This is a genomic window from Pantoea sp. SGAir0430 (assembly GCF_043549295.1).
Window position 1 is genome coordinate 1,841,781 of sequence record NZ_CP039427.1, and the last position, 24,806, is coordinate 1,866,586.

General features: G+C 56.8%; 31 protein-coding genes. 14 read left to right on the plus strand and 17 right to left on the minus strand.

The genetic code is table 11. The features are described 5' to 3' along the window. The first annotated feature begins 19 nt into the window (after positions 1 to 19). From ybeD to E7738_RS08905, 4 genes are all read left to right on the plus strand, one after another. Positions 20 to 283, plus strand: a complete 264-nt coding sequence (gene ybeD, locus E7738_RS08890) for a DUF493 family protein YbeD (protein ID WP_010618866.1) — start codon at positions 20 to 22, stop codon at positions 281 to 283. Between the two features lie 69 nt (positions 284 to 352). Next, positions 353 to 1,003: a lipoyl(octanoyl) transferase LipB gene (gene lipB, locus E7738_RS08895; protein ID WP_127833797.1), complete on the plus strand. Its 651-nt coding sequence runs from the start codon at positions 353 to 355 to the stop codon at positions 1,001 to 1,003. 176 nt (positions 1,004 to 1,179) lie between these two features. Continuing rightward, complete coding sequence (lipA, locus tag E7738_RS08900; RefSeq protein ID WP_058757902.1) at positions 1,180 to 2,145, plus strand: lipoyl synthase; 966 nt, start codon at positions 1,180 to 1,182, stop codon at positions 2,143 to 2,145. Positions 2,146 to 2,301: 156 nt separating this feature from the next. Then, positions 2,302 to 3,345, plus strand: coding sequence for a hypothetical protein (locus E7738_RS08905; protein ID WP_394516301.1), 1,044 nt, complete (start codon positions 2,302 to 2,304; stop codon positions 3,343 to 3,345). Between the two features lie 78 nt (positions 3,346 to 3,423). On the opposite strand, the gene tatE is transcribed toward E7738_RS08905, so the two are convergent. The 6 genes from tatE to E7738_RS08935 all read right to left on the minus strand — a co-directional run bounded on the left by tatE (position 3,424) and on the right by E7738_RS08935 (position 8,115). Continuing rightward, entirely contained in the window at positions 3,424 to 3,627 is a 204-nt protein-coding gene (gene tatE / locus E7738_RS08910; RefSeq protein ID WP_010618871.1) for a twin-arginine translocase subunit TatE, read from the minus strand. Between the two features lie 98 nt (positions 3,628 to 3,725). After that, positions 3,726 to 4,496 carry an amino acid ABC transporter ATP-binding protein gene (locus tag E7738_RS08915; protein ID WP_058757904.1) on the minus strand — a complete coding sequence of 257 codons (771 nt, stop codon included), beginning with the start codon at positions 4,494 to 4,496 and terminating at the stop codon, positions 3,726 to 3,728. Further along, a complete protein-coding gene (locus E7738_RS08920) occupies positions 4,493 to 5,452 on the minus strand; it encodes an amino acid ABC transporter permease (RefSeq protein ID WP_021508592.1) in 960 nt (319 codons plus the stop codon). The genes E7738_RS08915 and E7738_RS08920 overlap by 4 nt, the downstream gene beginning before the upstream one ends. Further along, a complete protein-coding gene (locus tag E7738_RS08925; protein WP_278427524.1) occupies positions 5,449 to 6,336 on the minus strand; it encodes an ABC transporter substrate-binding protein in 888 nt (295 codons plus the stop codon). Before E7738_RS08925 ends, E7738_RS08920 begins: the two co-directional genes overlap by 4 nt. Before the next feature lie 22 nt (positions 6,337 to 6,358). Further along, positions 6,359 to 7,153, minus strand: a complete 795-nt coding sequence (locus tag E7738_RS08930) for a deaminated glutathione amidase (RefSeq protein ID WP_059010522.1) — start codon at positions 7,151 to 7,153, stop codon at positions 6,359 to 6,361. 2 nt (positions 7,154 to 7,155) lie between these two features. After that, on the minus strand, positions 7,156 to 8,115 hold the full coding sequence (locus tag E7738_RS08935) for a type 2 periplasmic-binding domain-containing protein (protein ID WP_278427525.1): 960 nt from the start codon (positions 8,113 to 8,115) through the stop codon (positions 7,156 to 7,158). 136 nt (positions 8,116 to 8,251) lie between these two features. Between E7738_RS08935 and E7738_RS08940 the strand changes: the two genes are divergently transcribed. Next, complete coding sequence (locus E7738_RS08940; protein ID WP_278427526.1) at positions 8,252 to 9,607, plus strand: aminotransferase class I/II-fold pyridoxal phosphate-dependent enzyme; 1,356 nt, start codon at positions 8,252 to 8,254, stop codon at positions 9,605 to 9,607. Here the strand turns inward: E7738_RS08940 and E7738_RS08945 are convergent. From E7738_RS08945 to pagP, 3 genes are all read right to left on the minus strand, one after another. After that, on the minus strand, positions 9,591 to 10,016 hold the full coding sequence (locus E7738_RS08945; RefSeq protein ID WP_058769427.1) for a GNAT family N-acetyltransferase: 426 nt from the start codon (positions 10,014 to 10,016) through the stop codon (positions 9,591 to 9,593). The two genes, E7738_RS08940 and E7738_RS08945, sit on opposite strands and share 17 nt — an antisense overlap. A 358-nt stretch (positions 10,017 to 10,374) precedes the next feature. Next, positions 10,375 to 10,584, minus strand: coding sequence for a transcription antiterminator/RNA stability regulator CspE (cspE, locus tag E7738_RS08950; protein WP_010615627.1), 210 nt, complete (start codon positions 10,582 to 10,584; stop codon positions 10,375 to 10,377). Between the two features lie 150 nt (positions 10,585 to 10,734). Continuing rightward, the gene (gene pagP / locus E7738_RS08955; protein ID WP_021508599.1) at positions 10,735 to 11,307 is read right to left on the minus strand and encodes a lipid IV(A) palmitoyltransferase PagP; all 573 of its coding nucleotides are present in this window, start codon (positions 11,305 to 11,307) and stop codon (positions 10,735 to 10,737) included. Between the two features lie 958 nt (positions 11,308 to 12,265). Between pagP and E7738_RS08960 the strand changes: the two genes are divergently transcribed. Beyond that, complete coding sequence (locus E7738_RS08960; protein ID WP_021508600.1) at positions 12,266 to 12,511, plus strand: hypothetical protein; 246 nt, start codon at positions 12,266 to 12,268, stop codon at positions 12,509 to 12,511. Positions 12,512 to 12,612: 101 nt separating this feature from the next. Next, positions 12,613 to 13,695 carry a malate/lactate/ureidoglycolate dehydrogenase gene (locus E7738_RS08965; RefSeq protein WP_394516302.1) on the plus strand — a complete coding sequence of 361 codons (1,083 nt, stop codon included), beginning with the start codon at positions 12,613 to 12,615 and terminating at the stop codon, positions 13,693 to 13,695. A gap of 33 nt (positions 13,696 to 13,728) precedes the next feature. On the opposite strand, the gene gntT is transcribed toward E7738_RS08965, so the two are convergent. Then, a complete protein-coding gene (gene gntT / locus E7738_RS08970) occupies positions 13,729 to 15,045 on the minus strand; it encodes a gluconate transporter (RefSeq protein ID WP_021508602.1) in 1,317 nt (438 codons plus the stop codon). A gap of 277 nt (positions 15,046 to 15,322) precedes the next feature. Between gntT and E7738_RS08975 the strand changes: the two genes are divergently transcribed. Continuing rightward, positions 15,323 to 16,468 (plus strand): iron-containing alcohol dehydrogenase, encoded by a 1,146-nt coding sequence (locus tag E7738_RS08975; RefSeq protein WP_058758044.1) that lies wholly within the window; start codon positions 15,323 to 15,325, stop codon positions 16,466 to 16,468. 34 nt (positions 16,469 to 16,502) lie between these two features. On the opposite strand, the gene E7738_RS08980 is transcribed toward E7738_RS08975, so the two are convergent. From E7738_RS08980 to E7738_RS08990, 3 genes are all read right to left on the minus strand, one after another. Beyond that, on the minus strand, positions 16,503 to 17,330 hold the full coding sequence (locus E7738_RS08980; RefSeq protein ID WP_021508604.1) for a Cof-type HAD-IIB family hydrolase: 828 nt from the start codon (positions 17,328 to 17,330) through the stop codon (positions 16,503 to 16,505). 109 nt (positions 17,331 to 17,439) lie between these two features. Further along, the gene (locus E7738_RS08985; RefSeq protein WP_058781243.1) at positions 17,440 to 17,901 is read right to left on the minus strand and encodes an RcnB family protein; all 462 of its coding nucleotides are present in this window, start codon (positions 17,899 to 17,901) and stop codon (positions 17,440 to 17,442) included. Positions 17,902 to 18,680: 779 nt separating this feature from the next. After that, positions 18,681 to 18,920 (minus strand): DUF1272 domain-containing protein, encoded by a 240-nt coding sequence (locus tag E7738_RS08990; protein WP_058781242.1) that lies wholly within the window; start codon positions 18,918 to 18,920, stop codon positions 18,681 to 18,683. A gap of 192 nt (positions 18,921 to 19,112) precedes the next feature. On the opposite strand from E7738_RS08990, the gene E7738_RS08995 reads away from it, so the two are divergent. From E7738_RS08995 to E7738_RS09015, 5 genes are all read left to right on the plus strand, one after another. Further along, positions 19,113 to 20,216: an AI-2E family transporter gene (locus E7738_RS08995; RefSeq protein ID WP_058769423.1), complete on the plus strand. Its 1,104-nt coding sequence runs from the start codon at positions 19,113 to 19,115 to the stop codon at positions 20,214 to 20,216. Between the two features lie 264 nt (positions 20,217 to 20,480). After that, positions 20,481 to 21,641, plus strand: a complete 1,161-nt coding sequence (locus E7738_RS09000; protein ID WP_394516303.1) for a diguanylate phosphodiesterase — start codon at positions 20,481 to 20,483, stop codon at positions 21,639 to 21,641. A gap of 66 nt (positions 21,642 to 21,707) precedes the next feature. Then, positions 21,708 to 21,989 carry a hypothetical protein gene (locus tag E7738_RS09005; protein ID WP_088516275.1) on the plus strand — a complete coding sequence of 94 codons (282 nt, stop codon included), beginning with the start codon at positions 21,708 to 21,710 and terminating at the stop codon, positions 21,987 to 21,989. A 180-nt stretch (positions 21,990 to 22,169) separates the two neighbouring features. After that, positions 22,170 to 22,430, plus strand: a complete 261-nt coding sequence (locus tag E7738_RS09010; protein WP_021508609.1) for a hypothetical protein — start codon at positions 22,170 to 22,172, stop codon at positions 22,428 to 22,430. 80 nt (positions 22,431 to 22,510) lie between these two features. Beyond that, on the plus strand, positions 22,511 to 22,708 hold the full coding sequence (locus E7738_RS09015) for a hypothetical protein (protein ID WP_058769419.1): 198 nt from the start codon (positions 22,511 to 22,513) through the stop codon (positions 22,706 to 22,708). 32 nt (positions 22,709 to 22,740) lie between these two features. Here the strand turns inward: E7738_RS09015 and E7738_RS09020 are convergent, their stop codons facing one another. The 3 genes from E7738_RS09020 to ycgZ form a co-directional block, all read right to left on the minus strand. Further along, positions 22,741 to 23,007 (minus strand): biofilm development regulator YmgB/AriR family protein, encoded by a 267-nt coding sequence (locus E7738_RS09020; RefSeq protein ID WP_262256335.1) that lies wholly within the window; start codon positions 23,005 to 23,007, stop codon positions 22,741 to 22,743. Between the two features lie 134 nt (positions 23,008 to 23,141). After that, entirely contained in the window at positions 23,142 to 23,411 is a 270-nt protein-coding gene (locus tag E7738_RS09025; RefSeq protein ID WP_058757918.1) for a hypothetical protein, read from the minus strand. Positions 23,412 to 23,510: 99 nt separating this feature from the next. Continuing rightward, positions 23,511 to 23,753 (minus strand): regulatory protein YcgZ, encoded by a 243-nt coding sequence (gene ycgZ / locus E7738_RS09030; protein ID WP_021508613.1) that lies wholly within the window; start codon positions 23,751 to 23,753, stop codon positions 23,511 to 23,513. Positions 23,754 to 24,065: 312 nt separating this feature from the next. Here ycgZ and E7738_RS09035 point away from each other — a divergent pair, with 312 nt between their 5' ends. Further along, positions 24,066 to 24,305: a biofilm development regulator YmgB/AriR family protein gene (locus E7738_RS09035; protein ID WP_021508614.1), complete on the plus strand. Its 240-nt coding sequence runs from the start codon at positions 24,066 to 24,068 to the stop codon at positions 24,303 to 24,305. 221 nt (positions 24,306 to 24,526) lie between these two features. Here the strand turns inward: E7738_RS09035 and E7738_RS09040 are convergent, their stop codons facing one another. Continuing rightward, on the minus strand, positions 24,527 to 24,787 hold the full coding sequence (locus E7738_RS09040) for a hypothetical protein (protein ID WP_031279895.1): 261 nt from the start codon (positions 24,785 to 24,787) through the stop codon (positions 24,527 to 24,529). Positions 24,788 to 24,806: the final 19 nt, after the last annotated feature.

The following is a 24,806-nucleotide window of genomic DNA, read 5'->3' on the forward strand; positions in this document are numbered from 1 at the left end:
TTTATGCACCGGAGTTAATATGAAAACCAAACTGAATGAACTGCTCGAATTCCCGACGCCTTTTACCTACAAAGTGATGGGCCTGGCGCAACCGGAGCTGGTTGATCAAGTGGTTGAAGTGGTGCAGCGTCATGCGCCCGGCGACTACAGCCCTGACGTGAAGCCCAGCAGCAAAGGCAATTATCACTCGGTCTCGATCACCATTAACGCCACCCACATCGAACAGGTGGAAACCCTGTACGAAGAGCTGGGCAACATCGAAATCGTGCGCATGGTGCTGTAATGCTGACGCTGGTAAAGGCCGCTTTGCCAGCGTTATACTCTGCCCTCCACTCGCTACCGGACTTATGCTTTGTCTGCTAATACGCTTCTTGTTCGTCAGCTTGGCCAGCGCGACTGGCAGCCCGTCTCCGATGCCATGCATCACTTTACCGATCGGCGCGACAGCGCCACCGCCGATGAACTCTGGCTGGTGGAACACCCTGCGGTGTTTACTCAGGGCCAGGCTGGCAAAGCCGAACATGTGCTGGTGCCGGGCGATATTCCGGTGGTACAGAGCGATCGCGGCGGCCAGGTAACCTATCACGGCCCGGGCCAGCAGGTGATGTATGTACTGATTGACGTTAAACGCCGCAAGCTGGGCGTGCGCGAGCTGGTCACCGCACTGGAAGAGACAGTCATCGCTACGCTGGCTGATTACGACATCAGTGCGCGTGCGCGTGCGGATGCGCCCGGCGTATACGTTGGCGATGCGAAAATCTGTTCGCTAGGCCTGCGCATCCGTAAAGGCTGCTCGTTTCACGGTCTGGCGCTCAATGTCGCGATGGATCTGGCGCCCTTCCTGCGCATCAATCCCTGCGGCTATGCCGGCATGCAGATGACGCAGATCAGCGCCTTCCAGCCCGGCATCACGCCGGCGGACGTGCAGCCGCGCCTGGTGCAGCATTTCGCGCGCCTGACCGGCTTTAGCGACACGGAATGGCATGATGAGGCCGCGTGCTGACCTTGACCGTACGTGCGCATTTACAAAATTGTAACTTTCGCCACGGCTTATCGGCTGCTTCTGCCCCGGCGAGATGATATAATTTTTGCAATTTTTTCAAATAAAGTTGAAAGCCTGGTTCTCAGTTTGAGTGAGGAAGCTTTCAAATCGCAATCCCGACCGGAACCTGCAGATTTATGAGTAAACCAATTCAGATGGAACGTGGCGTCAAGTATCGCGATGCCGACAAAATGGCGCTGATTCCGGTAAAAACCGTGGTCACCGAACGCCAGGAAATCCTGCGTAAGCCGGAGTGGATGAAGATCAAGCTGCCTGCGGATTCCAGCCGCATTCAGGGCATCAAAGCGGCGATGCGTAAAAACGGCCTGCACTCGGTGTGTGAAGAGGCTTCCTGCCCTAACCTCGCCGAATGCTTTAACCACGGCACCGCCACCTTTATGATCCTCGGTGCCATCTGTACCCGCCGCTGTCCGTTCTGCGATGTGGCACACGGTCGGCCAAACGCGCCGGACGCCAACGAGCCGCTGAAGCTGGCACAAACCATCGCCGATATGGCGCTGCGCTATGTGGTAATCACCTCGGTGGACCGCGACGATCTGCGCGACGGCGGTGCACAGCACTTTGCTGACTGCATCAGCGCCATCCGCGAGAAAAGCCCGACCATCAAAATTGAAACGCTGGTGCCGGACTTCCGCGGGCGTATGGATCGCGCGCTGGAGATCCTCACGGCTACGCCGCCGGATGTGTTCAACCACAACCTGGAAAACGTACCGCGCGTCTATCGTCAGGTGCGTCCGGGCGCCAACTACGAGTGGTCGCTGAAGCTGCTGGAGCGTTTCAAAGAAGCGCATCCGGACGTGCCAACCAAATCCGGTCTGATGGTCGGTCTCGGGGAAACCAATGCGGAAATCATCGAGGTGATGCGCGATTTGCGTCGCCACGGTGTTACCATGCTGACCCTCGGCCAGTACCTGCAGCCAAGCCGTCACCACCTGCCGGTACAGCGTTACGTCAGCCCGGCGGAGTTCGATGAGATGAAAGAAGAAGCGCTGGCGATGGGCTTTACCCACGCCGCCTGCGGTCCGTTCGTCCGCTCGTCCTATCACGCTGATATGCAGGCGAAAGGCCTGGAAGTGAAGTAATCTCCTGCCGCGATTGCGCCCTGCTGCGGCGCAATCGCAAAAAATCTGCTTAAACCGCTTAATTCCTGCCGCAAGTCTGTCGCTTTAACCGCTGAGGCCATAAGAGCCTGTTTATAATTTTTATTTTCTCAGTGTTTTTTTCATAAAGGTCAGATTATGCAATCATCCTTTCATATCGATGAGCTCGATTTTATGCGGGCGGCGGATGTGTCAGGTCCATCCTCTGGTAGACCGCGAAGCGGCGCGTCGGGCGAAAGCCTGGATGCGCTAAAAGCGCGCACCACGCCCATGGATATCACCAATCCGTTCGTGACGCCCCATGCGTCGTGCGAACTGGCGTTTCTTGCAACCGCCATCAGCATCGACCACCGCTACGACGAAATTCATCTGCACCTGCCGCAAAGCGCGCAGCCTGCGTCTGCGCCCGCACTGCCTTTCACCGAACTGCGCAGCGTAACGCCGGATGAAACGCCATTGCTGCCAGCGCTGCCGCCGCTGGAGTCAGCGCAGCAGGCCGCCGGCGAGAGCGTCTGGCACAGCCTGCCTGAGGTTCCGGCGCTCAGCCCGGCGCTGTCGCTGGTCAGCGCGCTGCCTGCGGCATGGTATGCAGCAGAACATCAGACGCCCCACCCGTCGGCTGTCCCCACGCCCACAGCCCGGCAGCCGCTGAACCTGCCTGAGGTGGCTGTGCTGCGCGACATACAGCAACACGACTATGCGGTGGATTACGATGACAGCGGTGAGCCGAAAATGTTTAGCGGCACGCTGGCGGCCGGCGCTCAGGTGCATATTTATATCGATAATGTGCTGATCGAGGTGGTAACCGGCGACGAACAAGGTCTCTGGCAGTTCGCTCAGCCCACCGATTTAAGCGCGGCACAGCATGTTTTCAGTGCAGAGTTCGTCGATGAACAGGGGCATGTCAGCAGCCGTTACAATAAGTTGATTACCGTACTGCCGCAGCCTGCCGCCATTATCACGCCGATTGATGACAGCGATCTCAGCGCGATTGATTGTGCACTGATGGAACTGGCGATGCAGCAGGATGATATTGCGCCCGCTATTCTGCCGCTGACCTTCAGCGAAGCATGGCTGGATGAGTGGAACAATGCTGACAGCACACTGACCGCCAGCGGCGATCATGGTGGCAACCTGCCAGGCTGGGATGAACCGCTGGAACATCACATTGTCTGGCACTAAAAAAACGAAAACCAGACTGTAGCAGTCTGGTTTTTTAACGTAATAAATATTTACACTTATTGACGTTCAGCGCAGAGATTACTCTTTATGGCCGACGCGTTCAGCAGGCGTTTCTTCGGCACTGCTTTTGGTTGCGGTGGATTCATCATCTTTCATGGCTTTTTTAAAGCCCTTGATTGCGGAACCCAGATCGCCACCCAGTGAACGTAACTTGTTGGTGCCAAAAAGCAGTACGATAAGCGCACCGATGATCAGCAGTTTGGCAATACTGATACCTTCCATATTTTACCTTTCAACCTTCGCGAAAAACGGACAGCACTATTAACGCGCAGTTATTCACCACGCTCAACTGCAATCTGTAACAGAGTGAGATCTCACGGTCAGATAAAGCGGCTGAGAAACGCCTGGGTACGCGGATGCTGCGGATTGCCAATCACCTGCTCTGGTGGTCCCTGCTCCACCACCACGCCACCATCCATGAACACCACGCGATCGGCGGCTTCACGCGCAAAGCCAATCTCATGCGTCACCACAATCATGGTCAGGCCGCGATTGGCTAACGTACGCATTGTAGCCAGCACTTCCCCCACCAGTTCCGGATCCAGCGCTGAGGTCGGTTCATCGAACAGCATCAGCAGCGGTTTGATCGCCAGCGCACGGGCAATCGCCACGCGCTGCTGTTGTCCCCCCGACAGATGCCGCGGCCAGGCGTCGGCTTTATCGCTCAATCCGACCGTTGCCAGCAGCTCACGCGCGTGTTGCAGCACCTCATCCCGTGGGAACTTGTGCACGCCAATCGGCGCTTCCATGATGTTTTGCAGTACCGTCATATGGGGATAGAGATTGAACTGCTGAAACACCATGCCGATTTTCTGCCGCTGATGGGCAATTTTCCGCGCCGACAGGCGATGCAGCAGGCCGCGCTTTAGCGCATAACCAATCTGCTCGTCGCCCACCATAATCGAGCCGGCATTCATCTCTTCCAGATGATTAATGCAGCGCAGAAAGGTCGACTTGCCGGAGCCCGAAGGCCCGAGAATCACCACCACTTCGCCCGGAAACACATCGAGATCGATGCCTTTCAGCACCGCGTTATCACCAAAGCTCTTTTGCACATTACGCGCGCGCACCAGCGGCTGAATCTCGCTCATACGTCCTCCTTTAAACGCGGGGCCGCAGCCAGCGCCGTGTCACTGCTGGCGCGTCGTTTGTTCACCACCACGGTACGTTTGCTGCCGCGCGCGTAGTAGCGCTCAATGGCTGACTGGCCGACATTGAGGATCGAGGTAATCAGCAGATACCAGATCACCGCCACCATCAGCATCGGAATGATTTCAAAGGTACGGTTGTAAACGGCCTGCACCGAATAGAGCAGATCGCCCATCGCGATGACGCTCACCAGCGACGTAGCTTTGATCATGCTAATCAGCTGGTTGCCGGTCGGGGGAATAATGGCGCGCATCGCCTGTGGAATGATGATACGCCGCAGCGCGCGGCTGCGGCTCATGCCAAACGCCTGAGTGGTTTCAACCTGACCGTGATCGACCGACAGCAGGCCGGCACGGATTATCTCCGCCATATAGGCAGCCTCGTTGAGCGCCAGACCGGCGATGGCGGCAGTCAGCGGCGTGATCAGATCGTTAGTATTCCAGCTGGCAAAGGTGATGTCCGTCCACGGCACGGTGATCGATAGCGTGGGAAACAGTGTCGACAGGTTGTACCAGAATATCAGCTGCACCAGCAGCGGCGTACCGCGAAAGAACCAGATGTAGAGCGCCGACACGCCGCTCAGCAGTTTATTCTCTGACAGCCGCCAGACCGCCAGCAGCAGCCCCAGCAGGGTGCCCAGCACCATCGACACCACCGTCAGCCCGAGCGTCACCTGCAGCCCTTTCAGCACCGAGCCTTCGGTAAACCACTGCAGCACCACGTGCCACTCAAAATTGGGATTGGTCGCCACCAGCCACAGACCATTCGCTGCCAGCGTCAGGACCACGATCCAGCTAACCCAGCGTCCATATGCGGGCGCGCTACGGGCAAAAGCGACGTCGCGCTGCGGCACGTCAGCCTGATCCGTGGGGCGCGCGTTGGGGCCGACGGCACTCATTTTGCCGTCTCCTGCGCAAGGTTACGTCCCGGCTGCGGCAGCATGTTGCCGTCCAGCTGCCATTTTTTCATGATGGCCGCGTAAGTGCCGTTGGCAAACAGTTCTTTGTAGGCATCCAGCACCACCTCGCCCAGCGGCGAGCCTTTGGGAACGACCGTGCCCTGAAAGATATCGCCAAAGCCGTTTTTCTGCCCCTGACCAGACAGTTCAAGCTGCCCCTGCGCCTGCTCAATGAAATAGGTCAGCGGCGCCTGCGAGGAGAAGAAGGCATCCGAACGCTTCGAGCGCACCGCCAGGATCGACGAAGGCTGATCGGTAAAGGACTGCACCACGACTGCAGGCTTGCCCGCAGCCTCACAGGCGGCTGACTGTTTGCGGATCACCTGCTCCGCCGAACCGGCCGCCATCACCGCAATGCGCTTGCCGCAGGTATCTGCCAGACCGTTGATGTGCGCCGGATTGCCCTTCTGCACGCCAAACACCACGAACTCCTGCACGTAGTCGATGAAGTCCACCTTCTGCTGGCGATCCGGATAATCACCTATTGGCCCGATGGCCATCTGATAGCGTCCGGAATTAATGCCGGCCAGTACGCCGGACAGACCGCTCACCGTCGCGTGTTCAATTTTCACGCCCAGCAGCTGACCGAGCGCCACGGTAAGATCGGCCGAGGCTCCATCCATTGAGTGCGGCCCGTTAACGATCTCATACGGCGGAAAGGAACCGTTGTTCACCGAGATCATTTTGCCAGCCTGCTTGATCTGCGCCGGCAGTCGATCGTGCAGCGCCTGATCCATTTTTTGCGTCGGAATGGCGTCCGCAGCCTGGGCGACGCTCGCCGTCAGGCCGCTCGCCAGCGCGATGGCGGTTAAAAGCATTTTCATCAGTCAGTTTCCCCCAGGCAGGTCAAAGTGATTGCAATTCCGGACGGGCAAAGCGGCGATTTTCCAGTACCGGCAGCACACTGCGGGCGTAGGCGATGCGGGCCGGATCCAGTTCGGCAAACACCAGTGCAGCGCACTCTGGTGCCTTAGCAATCACCACGCCAAGCGGATCGATCACCAGACTGTTACCAATGTTGCGCGGCCCGCACTCGCCTACCGCCACCATGTAGCAGGTGTTTTCCAGCGCGCGCGCACTGGTCAGCAGTTCCCAGTGCATCTCCTTTAACGGTCCTTTTACCCAGGCGGAAGGCAGCACCAGCACGTCGGCACCGTCCAGCACCAGCCGGCGCGCCAGCTCGGGAAAACGCACGTCGTAGCAGGTCATCAGCCCGACTTTCATGCCGGCCACCTCAACCAGTGGCGGCACGGCATCCCCCGGATTGACCCGCTGCGACTCCTGCATGGCGAAGGCATCGTACAGATGCAGCTTGACGTACTGCGCGATGATTTCGCCATTACGCAGGGCAATCAGCACGTTGTGCGCTTTGTTATCCTGCGTCGGCACGTGCACGCTCATCATGGTGGTCAGCGCGTTACCTTTGCTGGTTTCCAGTAGCTGACTGACAAACGGCCCATCCAGCGGCTGTGCGGCCTTTAACACCAGATCGGGATCGGCGATATCGCGCGCCAGCACGCCTTCCGGCAGCACCAGCAGATCGGCGCCCGCCGCCAGCGCATCCTGCATCAGACCGCGACAAATGGCGGTGTTCTCCTGCCATTCGCGGCTAACGGCGAATTGCCCCATGGCTACTTTCATCTTCACTCCCCTCTGGCCGCCACCGGGAAAATCTCCTCCGGCGAGAGCAACGTTGTGGTTAAGCCCTGCTGAAACAGCTCACGGGCGAAGTCGGCAATCATCCTTTTGTTAGCGGTAAATCCGTTTTGATTCCAGTCGGCAGGCAATTCCTGCGCGGTGCGTCGCAAATCATCCAGCAGCCACGGCGTGGTATCCGCGTACTTCTCGCGTTTGCGCATCCACAGCTGATACGCGCGATCAATCACCTCGCTCAGCGCCTGCGGCAGCCACGGATGCGCCGCTGCCAGCGCCGGCTTCAGCGCCAGCAGATGAATACCGGGCACATAGCCGACGCGGTTGAAGTAGTCGCGCTCAGCACTGACGAAATCCGCCTGCAGCTGGCGCAGACCGGAATCTTTCAGGAAAAAACCCTCAGGCATAAACGGTGTGAACACCGCATCCAGCTCGCCGGCTTTCAACAGTTCAATCAGCGGACGCTCGTCCGGCGCCGGTTCGATGCGGCCCGGGCGACCAAATCCCGCCAGCCGGTCAACAATCGGATGATCAGCGGTCAGGCGTCCGGCAAACCAGAAGGCGTCGTTGATATCGACGCCCGCTTCGCGCAGCACGGTGCGCGTCCAGGTATTGCCGGAGTCCTGCCAGCCGGTAACGCCGATTCTTTTGCCTTTCAGCTGAGCTGGCGTGGTGAGCGAGCTGGTTGTGGTGGTGATGATGCAGCGCTGGCGAAAGCCACGCATCAGAAAGTGCGGCAGGCCGAGCAGTGAGCTGTCGCCGCGCGCCCGTGCCTGCGCATAGCGGCTGAACGACACCTCACCGCCTTCGTAGTGTTCACTGCTGGCCAGGTTATCCACCAGCGTGCCTACGCGGTCAATGACCAGCCTGAAGCCCTGTGGCTGAATATCGCCCAGCGCCAGCGGCGTGAAGTAATCCCAGTCGCGCACCGCCAGTCTGATAGTGATCATCGTTGTGCTTCTCCGTTTGTTCAGCCGCCACGCTGGCGCTGTGCATTTTTTCTGCAAATTGTGCTTGAATTTGAGTCTAAAACGCGAATACTAATCTGAACAATCATTTTTATGTTACTGAACAAAGCTTTTTCTTATGACGCAAATAGTGGATGCAGAGTGGCTCAGCCAGCAGATTAACAACGCCTCGGTAAAAGGCATTACCCTCGCCGCGTCAACATTGATTCGCGACGGACAGATTGCCGTGGGCATGCAGATGCCGGCGGTGCGCGATTTGGCGGAACGGCTGGGCGTGAGTCCGGCCACGGTATCCGCGGCCTGGGCGCAGTTGAAAAAGCAGAAAGTGCTGGCGGGTAAAGGGCGAAGCGGAATCTGGGTGTGCGGCAACAGTGTGATGCCGCGACCGGTCCGCTTTGAGAAAATTGGCAACTATGGTGAAAACGTCAAAGCCGCGCTGGCGATGGCTGCGCCCGATCCGGCACTGCTGCCGGATCTGCGCCCGGCGATGCTGGCCGGGCTGGCGTCACCACAGCTGAATAGCTATCAGCGTGAGGCGATTTCGCCACAGCTGCAGGCGGCCATTGCGCCGCGCTGGCCCTGTCCGGCGGAGGCGTGGCTGGCGACCGATGGCGGCTTCGATGCCATGAACCTGATTGTGCAGACGCTGCTATCACCCGGCGATCGGGTAGTGATTGAAGATCCGACCGCGACGCGTCTGCTGGATATGCTCGACAACATCGGTGCCGAGATCCTGCCGCTGCCCGGTGATGAGCAGGGACCGCTGCCTGAGGTGATGGCGACACACTTACAGAAAGCGCCAGCGATGTTCATTTATCAGCCACGCACCCACTCAGCGACCGGCTACAGCGTCAGCCAGCAGCGCAGCGAAGCGCTGGCGCAGGTGCTGGCGCAGAGTGCCACCCTGATTGTCGAGGATGACGGCATCGGCGATTTGTCGCGCTGGCCGGTATGGAGTCTCGGCCGCCACTATCCGCAGCGCACGCTGCACGTGCACTCCTTTTCTAAAGCCTACGGCCCGGATTTGCGGCTGGCGGTAGTATCCGGCACGGCAGAACTGGTGAAACGGCTGCAGTCGTGGCGTAACTTCGGGGTCAGCTGGACCAGCCGTATTTTGCAGGATGCGGTGGCCTGGATGCTGAGCGATGCGCCCACCCAGCAGCGCATACAGCAGGCTAAAGCCACGTATGCCGCGCGCCGTCAGCAGTTGCTGGCCGCACTGGCGCGGCGCGGGCTGGTACAGGAAGATCGCGACGGCCTGAGCGTGATGCTGCCGGTGGCGTCAGAGCAGTATGCCATGATCACCCTCGCCGCCCGGGGCATCACCGTGCTGCCAGGCGAACGCTGCAGCATCAACAGCGGACAGTTCATTCGCGTCAGCATTGCGCGGCTGCCGGCCGATCAGCTCGACAGCATCGCCGATGCGTTAGTGATTGCCTGCGGACGCGAGCTTAATATCAGCCCAGATCTTTGATGTGATAGCGTGGCGACTCAACGTAGCCTTCACGCGCATAAAACTGGTTGGCTTTCAGTCGCGAGGCGTGACAATGCACTTCCATGCGGTCGCAGCCGCGGGCGCGCGCCAGTTGCTCGGCGTGGTTCAGCAACTGCTGGCCGCTGCCTTTACTGCGCTCACCCTCGGCGATACAGAAATAGCTGATGCGCGCGAAATCGCCCGCTAATGCCAGCTGCGGAATAAAGTGCAGCGAAAGAAATCCCAGCACCTGGTTACCGTGTTCCGCCACCAGCAGCGTCTCGTCGGGATGGGCGCACAATTGCGCCAGCCGCTCGCTGATAAATTTTTCCGTGCCGCGATAACCCAGCTCGGTTAACAGTGCACTCAGGGCAAAGCTGTCTTTGGCCTGTGCTTCACGTATGTTCATCCTGCCTCCTCCGTTCCCTGACTGCTGTTATATAGCGTTGCCGCTAAAAAATCTGCAAGTAAGCTTTGTTATGAGTATGTTACGGGAATTATCTGTGAGCGACGCCGCAGAATGTGCCTTGTCATACCGCTGTCACGCTGGCTTAAGGCTGGCTTAATCTTGCTTTGCCATGCTGGCATAAATGAAGTTGCGAGGCATGGCACATGAAGAATCTGGTACCGCACTGTTTAAATGAATGGCTGGCGCTGTCGCTCAGTACGCTGGTGATTATCGCCTGGGCCATTAGCTGGTGGCAGGGCTGAAAAAAGCACAAAAAAAACCCGCCATCAGGCGGGTTTTTAAAATTCTGACTGTTAACTTACAGAGCGGTAACGTTAGCAGCAGATGGGCCTTTAGCGCCGTCGGTGATTTCAAACTCTACACGCTGACCTTCAGCCAGAGTTTTGAAGCCGTTGCTCTGGATAGCAGAGAAGTGTACGAATACATCTTTGCTGCCATCTTCTGGAGTAATGAAACCGAATCCTTTGGACTCATTAAACCACTTAACGTTACCTTTGATCTTGGACATCTATATTACCTTTACATGAAAAATGGACACTAAACTGTGTCGGCATCTAGTACAGCAATTGCAGTGACATTTGTCCAGCGCGAATTGATGAAAAAGTGATAAATATTGATTTTTTCCATGCCCTTCACACTTTCTGCGCATCTTCAGCGATTAAAACTGAAATCTTAACCAGGCAAAATAGACGTTGCCGTTGTTATAAGTGCCTGGAATGTAAGTCATTTGGAAGGTTGCCGGGCCATACCCTATCGAAGCCAGCGGCAATACCAGCGGAACCGGGATATATCGCCAGTTATCCCTGGCCGTCACACCCGCGGTGTAACCGGCGCCCAAATGGAAATTCTGATCGTTCAGCGGTCGCCAGGTCGCTTCCCAGCCGTAGCCGGCGATGGGCTCCCACTTGTTAAACGAGTCTTTGAACGCCATGGCATACAGGCCGTGCCAGTTGCCCTTTTCATCCCAGCGCGAAACGCCACCGCCCGCGCCCCACGGCCGCTCGTTGTACTTTTTGATGTGTTCATCATCGTAAGTAAAGCGGTTGTGCCAGGTGATAGCCGGGACGTAAAGATCGTAATTTTGCGGTTGTGTCCAGGTTTGCGCCACGTTATCGGAGAAGGTATTCCAGCCCGATTTAATCGCTTCGCCTGTGGTTGCCGCTGGTGTCGAAAAAGAGACCGATGAAGTCAAAATACAGCCGCAAAAGGCTGCAGAAATACGCCAGTTCACAACAATGCTTCCTGTTAAATCATCCTGTATCCGGCAGGCACCGCGTAGCGCCACATCGCGCCGCACCGTGCTGCCGTGGGTTAATGGCTGATGCCACGAGCGTGTACAGCGCGCGCGCCACAGTGGCGCCAGTCGCACCCGGCTCTGCTGGCAATCAGCTGGTTAATTTTACCTCACTGCGCGAACGGAGTCGAAACGGCAAATAAACAAAACGCAGAGGGTAAAAGGTGCAGAAAATGCACTGCTCAGTTGATGATTACTTAGGGTGATTACTTAATATTCAGCAACTTATCCATAGAAATTGATTTCATGAATAAATTAATAAAATTTATCAATTGAACTCACCCGATGATTGAGATAAATCTCATCACTCCAGGACGGAGAGAGGAGGAACTGAGATGACAATTCGTTGCAGCCGCTGCGGTTGCGCCAAATTTTTTTATACAGTACCCGGCAAGGAAAAGGTCGACGATCCCGATCATCACGGCGCCTGTTGCGCCGCGTGCGGCAAGCCGATCAGCCTGCGCGATGTGATCCCGCTGTCATCCCTGCACTCTGCTTCTGCCGCCCGTCACGTTGAATAATGTTTTCAGGCACCCGGCGGGTGCCTGAACGCGTCAGAAAATCAGTTTAAACACGCCAGTAATCGTCAGTAACCCGACAATAAAGATGATGGCAATAATCCACAGTATTATTTTCATTGTTCGCTCCTTCAGGATGAAAAATAACGCATCGTGCATTCAGTATAGATGATTATTCCGGCTTCGCTCGGCGCTGCGAGCGCGATCCCAGTCACTTGCCTCAGAGACTGTTACCTGCTCTTTTTTTCTGCGAGCCCGGTCGCAGCTTATCGCTTACGTTGCTATCCCGCCGCACGCGTAGCGCGCTGATTGCCTAAAATTACAGCGCCTGTAGCAGGCCTCAATTGTTCGCTATGTCTACGTAACAAGGAGATGATATGAGCACGATTAATACCAGCATGGGTCGTTACAGCCTCAAGGCAAAGGATCATGGCAGTCACATTCGTGGCAGCATTGCGATTAATGACGAAGGCGGTACGCAGCTCACCCTGCAAGAGTTTGATGAGCATTATCTTGACGATGTCGTCAACAACGTTATTTATCCAATCACGGGTGGGAACCGTGAAATTGCACGCGCACTGCGTGAACAGATGGTTAAAGCCGGCTTCGAACAGCCGCACTGAGTTTGTTGGGCCACGTGTTGTGGCCCTTTATCAGCCCTTACTTGCGGTTATTATCCATTTCAGCGCAGGATGCTCTTCCCCCCTATAAGGAGATTAACCGCGTGACTGAACTGCATCGTGTTTCCCCTTCCCGCTTACATCAGTTTGTTCAGGCTATCTGGTTGCATGCCGGTAGCAGCGCCGAGGAAGCGCGCCTGGTGGCTGACCATCTTGTTGCTGCTAACCTCGCGGGCCATGACTCCCACGGCGTCGGTATGATACCGAGCTATATGGCCTCGCTGACGCAGGGCTTTCTCCAGCTCAATCAGCACGTCAGCATCGAAAAAGACGCTGGCGCGGTCCTCACCCTTAATGGCCAGAAGGGCTTTGGTCAGGTGGCCGCGTACGAGGCCATGCAGCACGGCATTGAGCGGGCGAACAGGTTTGGCCTCGCGGCGGTCGGCCTGCATCATTCGCATCACATTGGCCGTATCGGTCACTGGGCGGAGCAGTGTGCCGCAGCGGGCTTTGTCTCCTTTCACTTCGTTAATGTGATGGGCGATCCGATGGTGGCGCCGTTTAACGGCAGCGATCGCCGCTTCGGCACCAATCCGTTCTGCGCGGTGTTTCCGCGTCGCGACGGCGAACCGCTGCTGCTGGACTTTGCCACCAGCAGCATCGCCTTTGGTAAAACGCGGGTGGCGTATAACAAAGGTCAGCCGGTCACACCGGGCTATTTGCTTGATGCGCAGGGCCAGCCGACCACCGATCCGGGCGTGATGCATCAGTCGCCGTATGGCGCGCTGACCGCCTTCGGCCTGCACAAAGGCTATGCGCTGGCGACGATGTGCGAAATCCTTGGCGGCGCGCTGTCCGGCGGTCGCACTACGCATGACGCCACGCTGCTTTCCGGCACTGACGCCATCTTCAACGGCATGACCACCATTATCCTGAACCCTGACGCGTTTGACGCACCGGCGATGCAGCAGGAAGCTGAAGAGTTTCTCGCGTGGGTCAGGCGTTCACCGCAAAGTGGTGAGGCGGAGATTCTGGTGCCGGGCGAATGGGAAACGCGCAATCGGGCAGCACGTGAACGCGAGGGCATTCCGCTGGACAGCAATAGCTGGCAGCAGATTTGCGCAGCGGCACGCCAGGCTGGCATGCCGGAGGAGGAACTGGCGGCCTTCCGCGCCTTAGCGCAGTAAGCCGCCGGGGCTGAGGCGCGGTGCCTCAGCCGGTTACAGCGCAGCGGACAGCAGCAAACAGCCCAGCAGACCGCACACCGAGATGATGGTTTCCAGCGCCGACCACGAGCGAATAGTTTCACCGATGGTCAGGTTGAAGTACTCCTTAAACAGCCAGAAGCCCGGATCGTTAACGTGCGAGAAGATGACACTGCCGGAACCGACGGCAATGACCATCAGCTCCGGGCTGGCGCCGCTGGTGGCAATCAGCGGTGCCACAATGCCGCCGGCGGTAATCGCCGCGACGGTGGCAGATCCCAGCGCAATACGCAGCACTGCCGCAATTGACCACGCCATAAAGATTGGCGAGACGTTGGTTTCATGCATCATGCCGGCGATGTATTTGTCCACGCCACTGTCCACCAGCACCTGTTTGAAGGCGCCACCGCCGCCGATGATCAACAGCATCATGGCGATGATTTTGATCGAGTCAGTGATGGTGCCCATCACCTCATCCATGCTGCGGCCACGGTTAAGGCCAAAGGTAAAGATGGCAATCAGCACTGCAATCAGCGTTGCCATGATCGGATCGCCAAAAAATTCCGCGTACGGCAGCAGCACATGGCCTTTCGGCAGCAGCATTTCTGCCACGGCACGCAGCGCCATCAGGATCACTGGCACCAGCGCCGTCCACACGCTAACGCCAAAGCCCGGCATCTCCGCTTCGCTGAAAGTTTTCGGGTTCCACAGCCCTTCCGGAATCGGCTTATCAATGCCTTTCAGAAAACGCGCATACACCGGCCCGGCCAGAATCACCGTCGGAATACCCAGCAGCGTACCGTACAGCAGGGTTTTCCCCATGTCGGCATTAAATAACGTGGCGATCGCGGTCGGGCCCGGATGCGGTGGCAGAAAGCCGTGCGTGACGGATAAGGCGGCCGCCATCGGCACGCCGACATACAGCAGCGGCACGCGCGCCGACGCGGCAATGCTGAACACCAGCGGCAGCATCAGCACGAACCCGACTTCATAAAACAGCGCGAAGCCCACAGTGAAGCCGGTCAGCACCAGCGCCCACTGAATGTGCTTTTGGCCGAATTTTTCGATCAGCGTGGTGGCGATACGCTGCGCACCGCCGCAGTCGGCCAGCAGTTTCCCCAGCATCGCGCCAAAGCCCATGATCAGCGCCAGGCTGCCCAGGGTACCGCCGACGCCGGTTTTGATCGATCCAATCACTTTATTGACCGGCATGCCCTGCATCATGCCTACCGCCAGTGCCACCAGAATCAGCGCGATGAAGCCGTTAAGTTTGAAGCGAATCATCAGCAGCAGCAGTAACGCCACGCCAATTGCCACATAGAGTAATGGCATAATTTTTCTCCACTTTTGCGCTCGGCGTATTACCGGCAGCGGTTTGTTGTAATGGGACAAAGGGGTTATCAGTGCCAGATGTTTCAGAATGCGACATCCTGTTACCGGTATCATGTTAAGGGTAACATTGACGGGAAAGCACCTGGTGCAGCGGGTGAATTTCTGTTTTGCGAAGGTGATCAACTTTTTGTCGGAGGGTTATCAGAATGTTTGCCCCGGCAGCGGCGTGGCTTTTGGTTACACTAGCTGTTTTATGCCAACCGATAAGGATCTGCAGGTGAGTGAGAATCTGATTGAGCTGTACAGTAATCAACAAACCCTGTTTGGCCGTGGCAGCATCGACCGCCTGGTCCCGCTGCTGGCGGCGAATCCGCAGCCCACGCTGCTGTTCTGCGGCCGCTCATTTCTCAACAGTCCGGCGTGGGCACGCCTGGGCGCGACGCTGAACGATCACATTCTGGGCTATGAAATTGTCAGCCATGAAGCCTCGCCAGACGAGATCGATGGCTGGGTGACGCGCTGGCGTGGCCACGTCGATCGCGTTGTCGCCATCGGCGGCGGCAGCGTGCTGGATGCGGCCAAAGCCTTTGGCGCCATGATGCAGCATCCGCTGAATATCGCGCGCTACCTCGAGAAAGTGGGCGATACGCCGGTACAGGCGGTCACGCTGCCGCTGATCGCCATTCCCACCACCGCCGGCACCGGCAGCGAGGTCACGCAGAATGCGGTGGTGACCGATCAGCAGCACATTAAGGTGAAGGCCTCGCTGCGCCATCCGGTGTTTGTGCCGCAGGTGGCAATTCTCGATCCCGATCTGCTCAAAGGGGCGCCGGATCGTGTACTGGCTACCTGCGCCATTGATGCCTTTACCCACCTGTTCGAGGCTTATCTGTCACGCAAGGGCAACCTGTTCAGTCAGCAGAACGCGCTCAACGGGCTGCAACTGTTCATGCAGGCGTGGCCGTACCTCAATCAGGACGACAGCCGCGGCGATGCGGCACGTGAAGCCATGATGATGGCATCATGGCTCGGCGGCGTCAGCCTGAGCAGCGCCGGTTTGGGGGTGATCCACGGTATTGCCGGCGAGCTGGGGGCGATTAAACCGTTCCATCACGGCGAAGTCTGCGGTCGTCTGCTGTTCCCGTTCCTTGATGTACTGGCGGAGAGCGCGCACCCCGAACAGCAGCGGCTGATGGCGGCGCTGGCTGAACGCCTGCTGCCCGATGAAACGGCACCGCCGGCGCTGGCGCTGAAAGCCTGGCTGCAGCAGCAGGCTATCGTGCCGTTCTGGCTGGAAGGACCGACGCTGGCTGCGGAAGAGGTCGACTGGATTGTGGCGCGCGCCAACAGCAAAAACGGCTGGGTCAATTATGATCCCGCCACGCTCACGGAGATGATTACCGCCGCGTGGCGCGTCGTCTGAGCCTTTCGGGCAGCGCAGGCTGCCCGTTGCTTATTCAGCCAGCAAACGGCCCTTCCCCCGCCAGCATCTGCTCAATCACCTGCAGCACGCCTTCCTGGTTATTGGACGGTGCGCCGTAGCGCGCAGCGTCTTTGACCCGCTGCGGCGCATTCTGCATGGCAAAGCTGAAGCGCGACTGCACCAGCATCTCCAGATCATTGCCGCCGTCGCCAAACGCCAGCACCTCATCGCTGCTGATGTCCCAGCGCTGCTGCAGCAGGCGCAGACCGTTGGCTTTGTGCAAGCCGGGCACAATCAAATCCACCGAGCCGTGCCCGCTGGAAGTCGCCGCTGCTGCGCCCTGATGCAGACGCTCAATGTCAGCCATCAGAATATCGACATAATCATCGGACAGATTCAGCGCAAACTTGAACAGCCGGTCATCGCCCACGTCCGCGAGGCTATCGATCGCCTTGAGGCGATGGCAGTAGTGACGCATTTTGACCAGCCACTGCTCATCCATGGTGTTGAAGTGATAAGCGCTGTTACGGCCGCAGAGGATGTATTTCAGGTTGGGATAGTTACCGCGCTGCAGGGTATCGAGCACGGCATTAACGTCCTCACGCGAGAACGCGCCGCAGAACAGCTCCTCATCCCTATCGAGGATCCACGCGCCATTTTCGGCGACAAAGGCGATCTCACTGGCGATGTCGGGAAAGAAGGATTTGAGCTGGTAATACTGATTACCGCTGGCGACCACAAATTTGATGCCGCGCCGCGTCATCTCCTGATAGCAGGCCTGAAAACGTGCCCGGTTGTACTGTTTTTTATCGTCGAGAAAGGTGCCGTCCATATCCACCGCCACCATTTTTACCATGGTCATCATGACTCCTTAACGCGTTGAAAGGAAAAACGGGTTGTCCAGAGAATAACCTGGTGAGCGGTGAAAGCGGAGAGAAACACGGATGGCCGTCGCCATCCGTGCGGCAGGATTAGTTAAATGCGTTATTCAGCAAAATGGCGGTGATAATGCCGGTCGCGGCCGCCACTAACACATAATTTCCGTCGATAAAGGCCCAGTGCTCGCCGCGCGGCGGCTCATATAGACCGCGAGCCCGCCAGTCGTCGACGCGATAGTGTGGACCGCGAAACTCCGGCGGTGCCGGATAACCACGGCGAAAATCATGACCGCGCCAGGCAAAGCGATCGCCGCCGCGATGTCCCTCCGGCATACGGTGGTCAGCATAGTGGTCGTGACGATCCGGGCCCGGTCCGCGATCGTGGCCAAAGTCACGACGATCATGATGATCGGGACCCGGGCCGCGATCCTGATGGCGGTCGCCGCCGTGCGGGTCCCAGCGATGGTCACCGGGACCGTCGGCCCAGGAGACGCTGGAAAACAGTGTGCTGCATGCAATAAATGACGCAATAATCGTAAGTGTTGTTTTTTTCATGGTGTTACCTCCAGGGATAACGGCAGTCTGCGCGCCGTTGAGGCTTACTATTGCCTAAACAAAGCTAAAACAGCATTTCCAAAAGTCTTAAAAATCGGATACTTACAATACATTACGCCAGGTTAGCGCTTTCTTAACGATTGTGGAGACTTTATGGTGGCGTGGCACGATAAGGCTGGCAGGGAAATAAGCAGTTAATTCAACGGGAATAAAGAAAACCCGATCGCGGGGATCGGGCGGACAATGCTATTTCCATAAAAAGCATAAAGCGGGGAAACCCTGCTAAAAAGAGGGTAAAACTGAAGCACACAACGCCACATCACTAGCATTGCCCGGAAAGAATAACATTCATTAGGGCAAAATACTTTCAGAAAACTTCTATTTTCAGAAAAAACCGTAAAAATGTTCACGGCAGCGAAAATAACCACCAAAGGTACATAACGTGAAAGGAAATAAGGTCCGTGCTCTGACCAGCTGTCGTCAGAAAATATAGTCAGCCCGTATAAGATATCGACACAAAATCACAATGCATTGAATTTAAGAGATAAAAATTAAGCCATACCATTTTTTAGTTATGCCGCCATTTAAGCCGACCGGCAAACTAGCTGGCCGACACATTTCATTGATAATGCGAGCCCTATTGCTGCCCTGGCAATTAATCGATGTGCGTGATTAATATAACGCTAATTTTTCACTGCGCTGAAGCGTAAGGTTAAATAACCAGCAAGCGGGCGCACAATAATTATGCGCCGGCTATTAATCCAATTGCGCTGGCGAATTTAGCGGGGTGGCGCAGAAACAGGATATCGCTGAGTTGCAGCCGGATGGCGCAGCAGCGCCTGCGCCGGACGTATCGGCCGCCGTACCAGCTCACCCGCACAGTTCGGGCAGTGCTGCGCCAGCACGCCTTCCGCACAGTCAACGCAAAACGTGCACTCAAACGAGCAGATGCGCGCATCAGGCGAGGCCGGCGGCAGATCTTTATCGCAGCATTCACAGTTAGGACGTAATTCCAGCATGGCACTCTCCTGTCAGGGTTCAGGGCTATCATCGCCGCCGCCGCCCTGGCGCGCCAGCCTGTGAGCGGACATCGCGCGGACAGTTCGGGACAGCTTTTCATCCTGCATGCCTTGCCTTGCGCGCTAAAAACATTACATTCCGCAAAAGCCGTTCTATAGTTCATTCGCTACGTTTATCTGCGAGGCTTTTGCATGCGTGTTAAAGGGTTAAATATCGGTTTCTTTATAGTAATTCTGGCGATTGTCACGATCGCCTTTTTTGATGTGCTGGCGCCCTATTTCTCCGCCATTTTGTGGGCGGCGATTCTGGCGGTGATCTTTGCGCCGCTGAAGTCACTGCTGCGGCGCAAAATGGGCGACCGCAACGGGCTGGCCTCTTTTGTGACCTTACTGATTATCTGCCTGATCGTGTTCACGCCGCTGGCGATCATCACTTCGTCGCTGGTGGTCGAGATCAATACGGTGTACACCAAGCTGCAAACCAATTCCGCGCAGTTCCCGACGGTGTTTGCCTCGCTGCTGCAGCATCTGCCGGAGTGGGCACAAACCTGGCTGGCGGATCACGATCTGAACAATGCCGCACAGATTCAGCAAAAACTCTCCGGCTTTGCGCTGAAGGGCGGACAATACATGGCGGGCAGCGTGTTCCTGATCGGTAAAGGGACTTTCACCTTCACCGTGGGCTTTGGCGTGATGCTTTATCTGCTGTTTTTCCTGTTGAAAGACGGCGCCTGGCTGGTCGGGCTGATTCTCGAAGCGCTGCCGCTCTCCACCTATGTTAAGCACCATCTGCTGATGAAATTCGCCGCCGTATCGCGCGCGACGGTCAAGGGCACGGTGGTGGTGGCCGTGGTTCAGGGGGTGCTTGGTGGCTTCGCCTTCTGGATCACCGACATCGACGGCAGCCTGCTGTGGGGCGCGCTGATGGCGTTCCTGTCGCTGATTCCGGCAGTCGGCTCGGCCATCGTCTGGGTGCCAGCGGCCATCTTCTTCTTCGCCACCGGTGCGCTGTGGAAAGGCCTGTTCCTGGTGGGCTTCTTCGTTATCGTGGTCGGGCTGGTGGACAACATCCTGCGTCCGCTGCTGGTTGGCAAAGATACCAAAATGCCGGATTACCTGATCCTGATTGCCACGCTGGGCGGCATGGAAGTGTACGGCATCAACGGCTTCGTGATTGGTCCCTTGATCGCTGCCCTGTTCATCGCCTGCTGGAATCTGCTCTCCGGCCGCGACAACCGGGAAAATGTCGAAGAGATCGACGAAGAGTTTATCGAAGAGGGTAAAACCCGCGAGTAGCAGCGGTATAACAACTAAAGACCTGCTGACGGGCCACTATCGCTCACTGGCAGGCTCATCCAAAGCGGCGCTTTAAAGCGCCGCTTGTCTTTTCAGCGCGGCCGCCAGGCTGTCTCGCACGCAACGCTGTCTGCGCCTTTACTGACCTTTCCCTCCTGCCTTCACCCTTTTACCGGGCTCAGTCAGCACTCAGCCCGGACGTTTCACAATTTAACCCATGCTGCTAAGGTGTCAGAGGACAATCGCGACAATCTGGAGCGTATAATGCTTACAACAATAATTTACCGCAGCCACATCTCTGAAGATGTTCCCGTCAATATCCTGCCGGAGATGGTGGCAAAAGCGAGTCTGCTCAATGCTGAGCATCATGTTACCGGCATCCTGCTGTTTAACGGCACGCACTTTTTTCAAATCCTGGAAGGGCCGGAGCAAGGCGTTCTGGCAATCTACGCCCGCATCTGTGCCGACCGGCGTCATCACAATGTGGTCGAGCTGATGCGCGACTACTCCCCTTCGCGGCGTTTCGGTAATGCCGGCATGGAGCTGTTCGATTTGCGTAATCACCACAGCGGCAGTGTGCTGCAGGCGGTGCTTGATCGCGGCACGTCGAAATATCAGCTGACCTATGACGATCGCGGGCTACAGTTCCTCAGAACCTTTGTCGAAGCGCGTGAAAAAGAGAACTACTTTGAAGTGCCACCAGCGGATTACTGGGAGTTCATCCCCGCGGAAGGACAATCTCCCGCGCCAGCAAGTGGCGTCACTTTCCGCCCTGTGGTTGATCCCCTTGGCCGTGAAGTGACGGCCATTGAGGCAATTCCGCACGCGCAACCCGCCGGACTCGGGGAACATGAGCGTTACACTCATGACCTCAACGTGGTGACAGACGCACTGCATAAAGCCGGCCAGGCCTGTCCCGATGGCATGACGCTGTATATCAGTATCCTGCCGATGACGCTGGTTTATCTTCCCGATGCGGTAAGTCAGCTGGTCACCGCCATCGCGCAGGCGGAGCTGGTGACGCAGCAAATCATTCTTGGCGTGAGCGAGACGGAAGTCATCTCCCGGCTTGAAGACTTTTCCACGGCGGTCAGACAGCTGAAAGAGGCTGGCATCAGCCTTTCCATTGATAACTTCGGCGACGGCTCGGCCGGTCTCTCTTTACTGGCGCACGTCCAGCCTGACCGGGTACGTATCGGCGCAAATATTGTACGTGATATTCATCGTAGCGGCCCGAAGCAGGCGGTGATGCAGGCGGTCATCCGCTGTTGTTCGGCGCTGGAAATCAACGTCATTGCAGCCGGTATCGAGCGTCCCGAAGAGTGGATGTGGCTGGAGGCGGCCGGGATCATCGATTTCCAGGGCAGCCTGTTTACGCCTGAGGGCGGTGCCGTGGCATGGCCTGAGAGCCGCGAGGCGATCTGAAAGCGGTTAAGCCTGACGACGCAGAACCTCTGAAGAGATAAAACGTCAGGCTCACAGGAGAAGACAATGCTGAGCGATGCCCGACTGCAGTTTATATCCAGCCATCCGGAGGAGAACGAACCGGAGGCGGTCTCCATGGCGCGCGAGTTACTTCGGTACCGCAGTGCGCTGGCGCAGCCATGGGCTGTGGTGGAGGCACTGGGTGTGAAGTACGTGGAGGACGGTAACGGGGCGATGATCTGGCCGGCGCGTTACTGCGAACGCGGCGACACCTTACTTTATCGTCTGGATCAGGCGGCTTCAGAGGTCAGCGGGCGCGCTGAAGCCGCGGAACCCGTCAGAAAGTAGCGCCGTGATGGCCGGCGCAAACGCAAATGTCATCCTCTTTGCAACGCCGGCAAATCAATATGCTGATCATTGCGCCGATAACCCGCGTCCGGCATCTTTTAGCGGAGTTTGATGTGCTCAATGTGTCCGGGTGAGATTCCTGTGGTAAGCTCATTGCCCTAACCGCAGCCGGACAGACTGATGAAAAACAATTTTGACGATAAAATGGCGGATATCATCATCGGAGAAGCCGTAACGGCGTTACTCGATGATAACGTCGCCATAAGCTGGGCGGCCCTCAACGACAGGCTGCAGGCGATGCTTGACCGCGAAACAGACAGTGACCGCATTCGTGCTGTGCTGCGTGTCATTGAGGACGTCAGACGGGAAATGGAGATGAGCGCGGTGAAGAAAGAGGCGTTCACTGCCGGGCATTTTTCTTTTTCCGGCAAGCTGCACTGATCGCTGCCTGACAATCTGCCGCGCCTGACGCTGTGGTTTCTGCTATACTGTATGCTTATCCACCAACGGATGGAGGTCATTTGAGCGATGACACTACCGCCGAAGATATCTACGCCGTTATTGGAACGGTTGTGGCGCGCCTTCTTAAGCCGGACCAGCACCTGACACTTCAGGATATCACCCATGCCCTGCATCATCTTGGCGAAACGGCCAGCGAAGATAAACAGCGGCAAGCCTGTTTAAATGCCATCAGTATGCTTGTGAAGCAGATGCACTAAGCTTAATGCACTGCTCCGGCTTACTAAGCTTTTCAGAACCCTTCATCATCCGGCGTTCTGCCGACCACGATTTCAAGCACGTTGCGCAGTACATCCAGTTTGACAAGATCGGTAGTCATCTCAAGCTCTGCGATGAGATACAGGATGATGGTTTTGCTCGTCACTTTTTGGCCATGGATGACGATATCGCGAATCACGGCATCCAGTGCCGCGGCTTCGGCCGCATAGCGCTCACCGCCGCTGCGAAAATGGTGAATAAGGGCCGCTTCAGCGCTGAATGAGTGTTCATTGGTTTGCATGTGTCGTTATCCGTAAACCGGGCGCTGCTGACAGCCCGGTGGTCGCCAAAAAAATCGGCCATCCTGAGATGGCCGTGTTATGCCGGGCGTCCTGCCACACTCCGGTTAATCACGAGATCGTATCGTCCCTGTCATTAATGCTTTTTACCAGCCCTGGGTTGTGACATCCCGCCCAGAGCAGCCATCGGCTTTTCACGAATTTCCCGGGCTGCTGACTGCATCTGCAGTTCCCTGATGGCGATCCTGATCGCTTCCAGACGGTCGGGATTAAATTCCTCTGCGGCCATTGACCGGAGCCGGGCTGAAACGGTCGCCACATTGATTCGTTCATTATTATCGAGCAGCCTGACCACCGCCTCGCCCAGAACGATTTCGGTTAAACGTTCAATTTGACTTCTCTGCATGCCCACCCCCTGCGGGACTGTGCCCTTTCGGACAAGTGGCTGACCCTTCCCGGGTCATAAAGCGCATGCTGCAGGTACCACCGATTATCCCTTTTCGTATCAGCGTTCAAACAGCATGCCAATCAGCGTCTGGTAATGACGCTCTTCTTCATAATTCGCCGCGACCTCAAGGCGTCTCAGCAGTTTGGTGCAGATCGCCTTACGGTTGAGGTTTTTTCCTGCGCGCAGGATCTCAACGACAATCTGCCCCAGCGTTTCCTGCTGAGTAGGTGCTGTCGCTCTGCTGAAATAGCGGGCAATCTCACTGGCGCTATCTGGAAATTTTGCAACATTCTGACGCATGATGATCCCCTCGAATGGTTAAAATACCGCCGCTTTTCTCTGTGCGTAAACTTATACAAAGAAATAAAACTTGTACAGCAATACTGTTTCTTTATTAGCTACGTTCTTGTGCAAAAAATGCTAACACCTTAATCTCAGGGGTTTACGTGCTGAAATAACCGGCATGATGGATGGGTTCAGCGGCAGGAAAAACGGTATAGGTCTGAACAACCCGCTGATTTCCTGACACGGGGAGAGGATTGTTGCTGTACAGACGATATCGTATCGGTTACTTTGCGCCCTACAAGATGATCGTGAGCTGCAGGTGGACAAATGAGAAACAACGGGCTGCCGCCTTGTCACAATACCGGACTAGCCGGTTACTTCAGTCAGGTCACCGATCCCCGCCAGATTGCGCTACTGGGACGCATCACCGTTGAAATTTTGCGTCAGGAACGTCGGCTGACGCGCACCGCGATCTGCCTCAAGCTTATCGGGCACATCAATGACACGGACGATGACGTCGAAGCGGAACAGGCACGGTCCCTGCTGGCGATGCTGTTTGGTCGCTGATCGTTTGATTCATCCGCTCACCTTCTGCGCGTTGCACATCCGTCGCTAAAGCCCGCATCCATTGTCACATGCCGCGTTGCCGAAAATCGTTTATACGAGGTTTGATGGTGGTGAAGACGTCATCCCTGACAGTTTTCTCCGGCCGGTACACGCTAACGCGCGTCCGATGAGGTCATCTACGTTGTCGTCTTCCGGCCAGAGCCGGACTACGTCTTATGGCGTCAGTTCTTCTCGTCGTTCAGGCCTGCAAGCGTCTGCAGGTACGGCACATGGATCGCGGCCTGCTCAGGCTCATCAAAGCTTCTGAGCCAGCCGATCGCCTCTGAAATCGCGGACAAACGTGTGTCGCTGCCGCCAGCGCGTTTCATGTGTCTGAGCTCGTCGATAAGCGTATTAACGCTGATCTTCTTTTTGCCCAAAGCCAGGCTTAGTGCCGCTTCGCCAATAATGACGTGCCCTTTCCCGTCGTGTTGAATAGACAAATTTACTTCCTCCATTTCA

Excerpts from the sequence above, each read along its gene's own strand:
- cspE (WP_010615627.1), bottom strand. The coding sequence starts at position 10,584 with ATGTCCAAGATCAAAGGTAACGTTAAGTGGTTTAATGAGTCCAAAGGA.
- E7738_RS09020 (WP_262256335.1), bottom strand. The coding sequence starts at position 23,007 with ATGCAAACCAATGAACACTCATTCAGCGCTGAAGCGGCCCTTATTCAC.
- E7738_RS08980 (WP_021508604.1), bottom strand. The coding sequence starts at position 17,330 with ATGACCATGGTAAAAATGGTGGCGGTGGATATGGACGGCACCTTTCTC.
- E7738_RS09025 (WP_058757918.1), bottom strand. The coding sequence starts at position 23,411 with ATGCAGAGAAGTCAAATTGAACGTTTAACCGAAATCGTTCTGGGCGAG.
- E7738_RS08940 (WP_278427526.1), top strand. The coding sequence starts at position 8,252 with ATGACGCAAATAGTGGATGCAGAGTGGCTCAGCCAGCAGATTAACAAC.
- E7738_RS09035 (WP_021508614.1), top strand. The coding sequence starts at position 24,066 with ATGAGAAACAACGGGCTGCCGCCTTGTCACAATACCGGACTAGCCGGT.
- E7738_RS08985 (WP_058781243.1), bottom strand. The coding sequence starts at position 17,901 with ATGAAAAAAACAACACTTACGATTATTGCGTCATTTATTGCATGCAGC.
- E7738_RS08915 (WP_058757904.1), bottom strand. The coding sequence starts at position 4,496 with ATGAGCGAGATTCAGCCGCTGGTGCGCGCGCGTAATGTGCAAAAGAGC.
- E7738_RS09010 (WP_021508609.1), top strand. The coding sequence starts at position 22,170 with ATGAAAAACAATTTTGACGATAAAATGGCGGATATCATCATCGGAGAA.
- E7738_RS08905 (WP_394516301.1), top strand. The coding sequence starts at position 2,302 with ATGCAATCATCCTTTCATATCGATGAGCTCGATTTTATGCGGGCGGCG.
- E7738_RS08930 (WP_059010522.1), bottom strand. The coding sequence starts at position 7,153 with ATGAAAGTAGCCATGGGGCAATTCGCCGTTAGCCGCGAATGGCAGGAG.
- E7738_RS08925 (WP_278427524.1), bottom strand. The coding sequence starts at position 6,336 with ATGAAAATGCTTTTAACCGCCATCGCGCTGGCGAGCGGCCTGACGGCG.
- ybeD (WP_010618866.1), top strand. The coding sequence starts at position 20 with ATGAAAACCAAACTGAATGAACTGCTCGAATTCCCGACGCCTTTTACC.
- E7738_RS08960 (WP_021508600.1), top strand. The coding sequence starts at position 12,266 with ATGAGCACGATTAATACCAGCATGGGTCGTTACAGCCTCAAGGCAAAG.
- E7738_RS08935 (WP_278427525.1), bottom strand. The coding sequence starts at position 8,115 with ATGATCACTATCAGACTGGCGGTGCGCGACTGGGATTACTTCACGCCG.
- E7738_RS08945 (WP_058769427.1), bottom strand. The coding sequence starts at position 10,016 with ATGAACATACGTGAAGCACAGGCCAAAGACAGCTTTGCCCTGAGTGCA.
- tatE (WP_010618871.1), bottom strand. The coding sequence starts at position 3,627 with ATGGAAGGTATCAGTATTGCCAAACTGCTGATCATCGGTGCGCTTATC.
- E7738_RS09005 (WP_088516275.1), top strand. The coding sequence starts at position 21,708 with ATGCTGAGCGATGCCCGACTGCAGTTTATATCCAGCCATCCGGAGGAG.
- ycgZ (WP_021508613.1), bottom strand. The coding sequence starts at position 23,753 with ATGCGTCAGAATGTTGCAAAATTTCCAGATAGCGCCAGTGAGATTGCC.
- gntT (WP_021508602.1), bottom strand. The coding sequence starts at position 15,045 with ATGCCATTACTCTATGTGGCAATTGGCGTGGCGTTACTGCTGCTGCTG.
- E7738_RS08990 (WP_058781242.1), bottom strand. The coding sequence starts at position 18,920 with ATGCTGGAATTACGTCCTAACTGTGAATGCTGCGATAAAGATCTGCCG.
- E7738_RS08995 (WP_058769423.1), top strand. The coding sequence starts at position 19,113 with ATGCGTGTTAAAGGGTTAAATATCGGTTTCTTTATAGTAATTCTGGCG.
- E7738_RS08920 (WP_021508592.1), bottom strand. The coding sequence starts at position 5,452 with ATGAGTGCCGTCGGCCCCAACGCGCGCCCCACGGATCAGGCTGACGTG.
- lipA (WP_058757902.1), top strand. The coding sequence starts at position 1,180 with ATGAGTAAACCAATTCAGATGGAACGTGGCGTCAAGTATCGCGATGCC.
- E7738_RS09000 (WP_394516303.1), top strand. The coding sequence starts at position 20,481 with ATGCTTACAACAATAATTTACCGCAGCCACATCTCTGAAGATGTTCCC.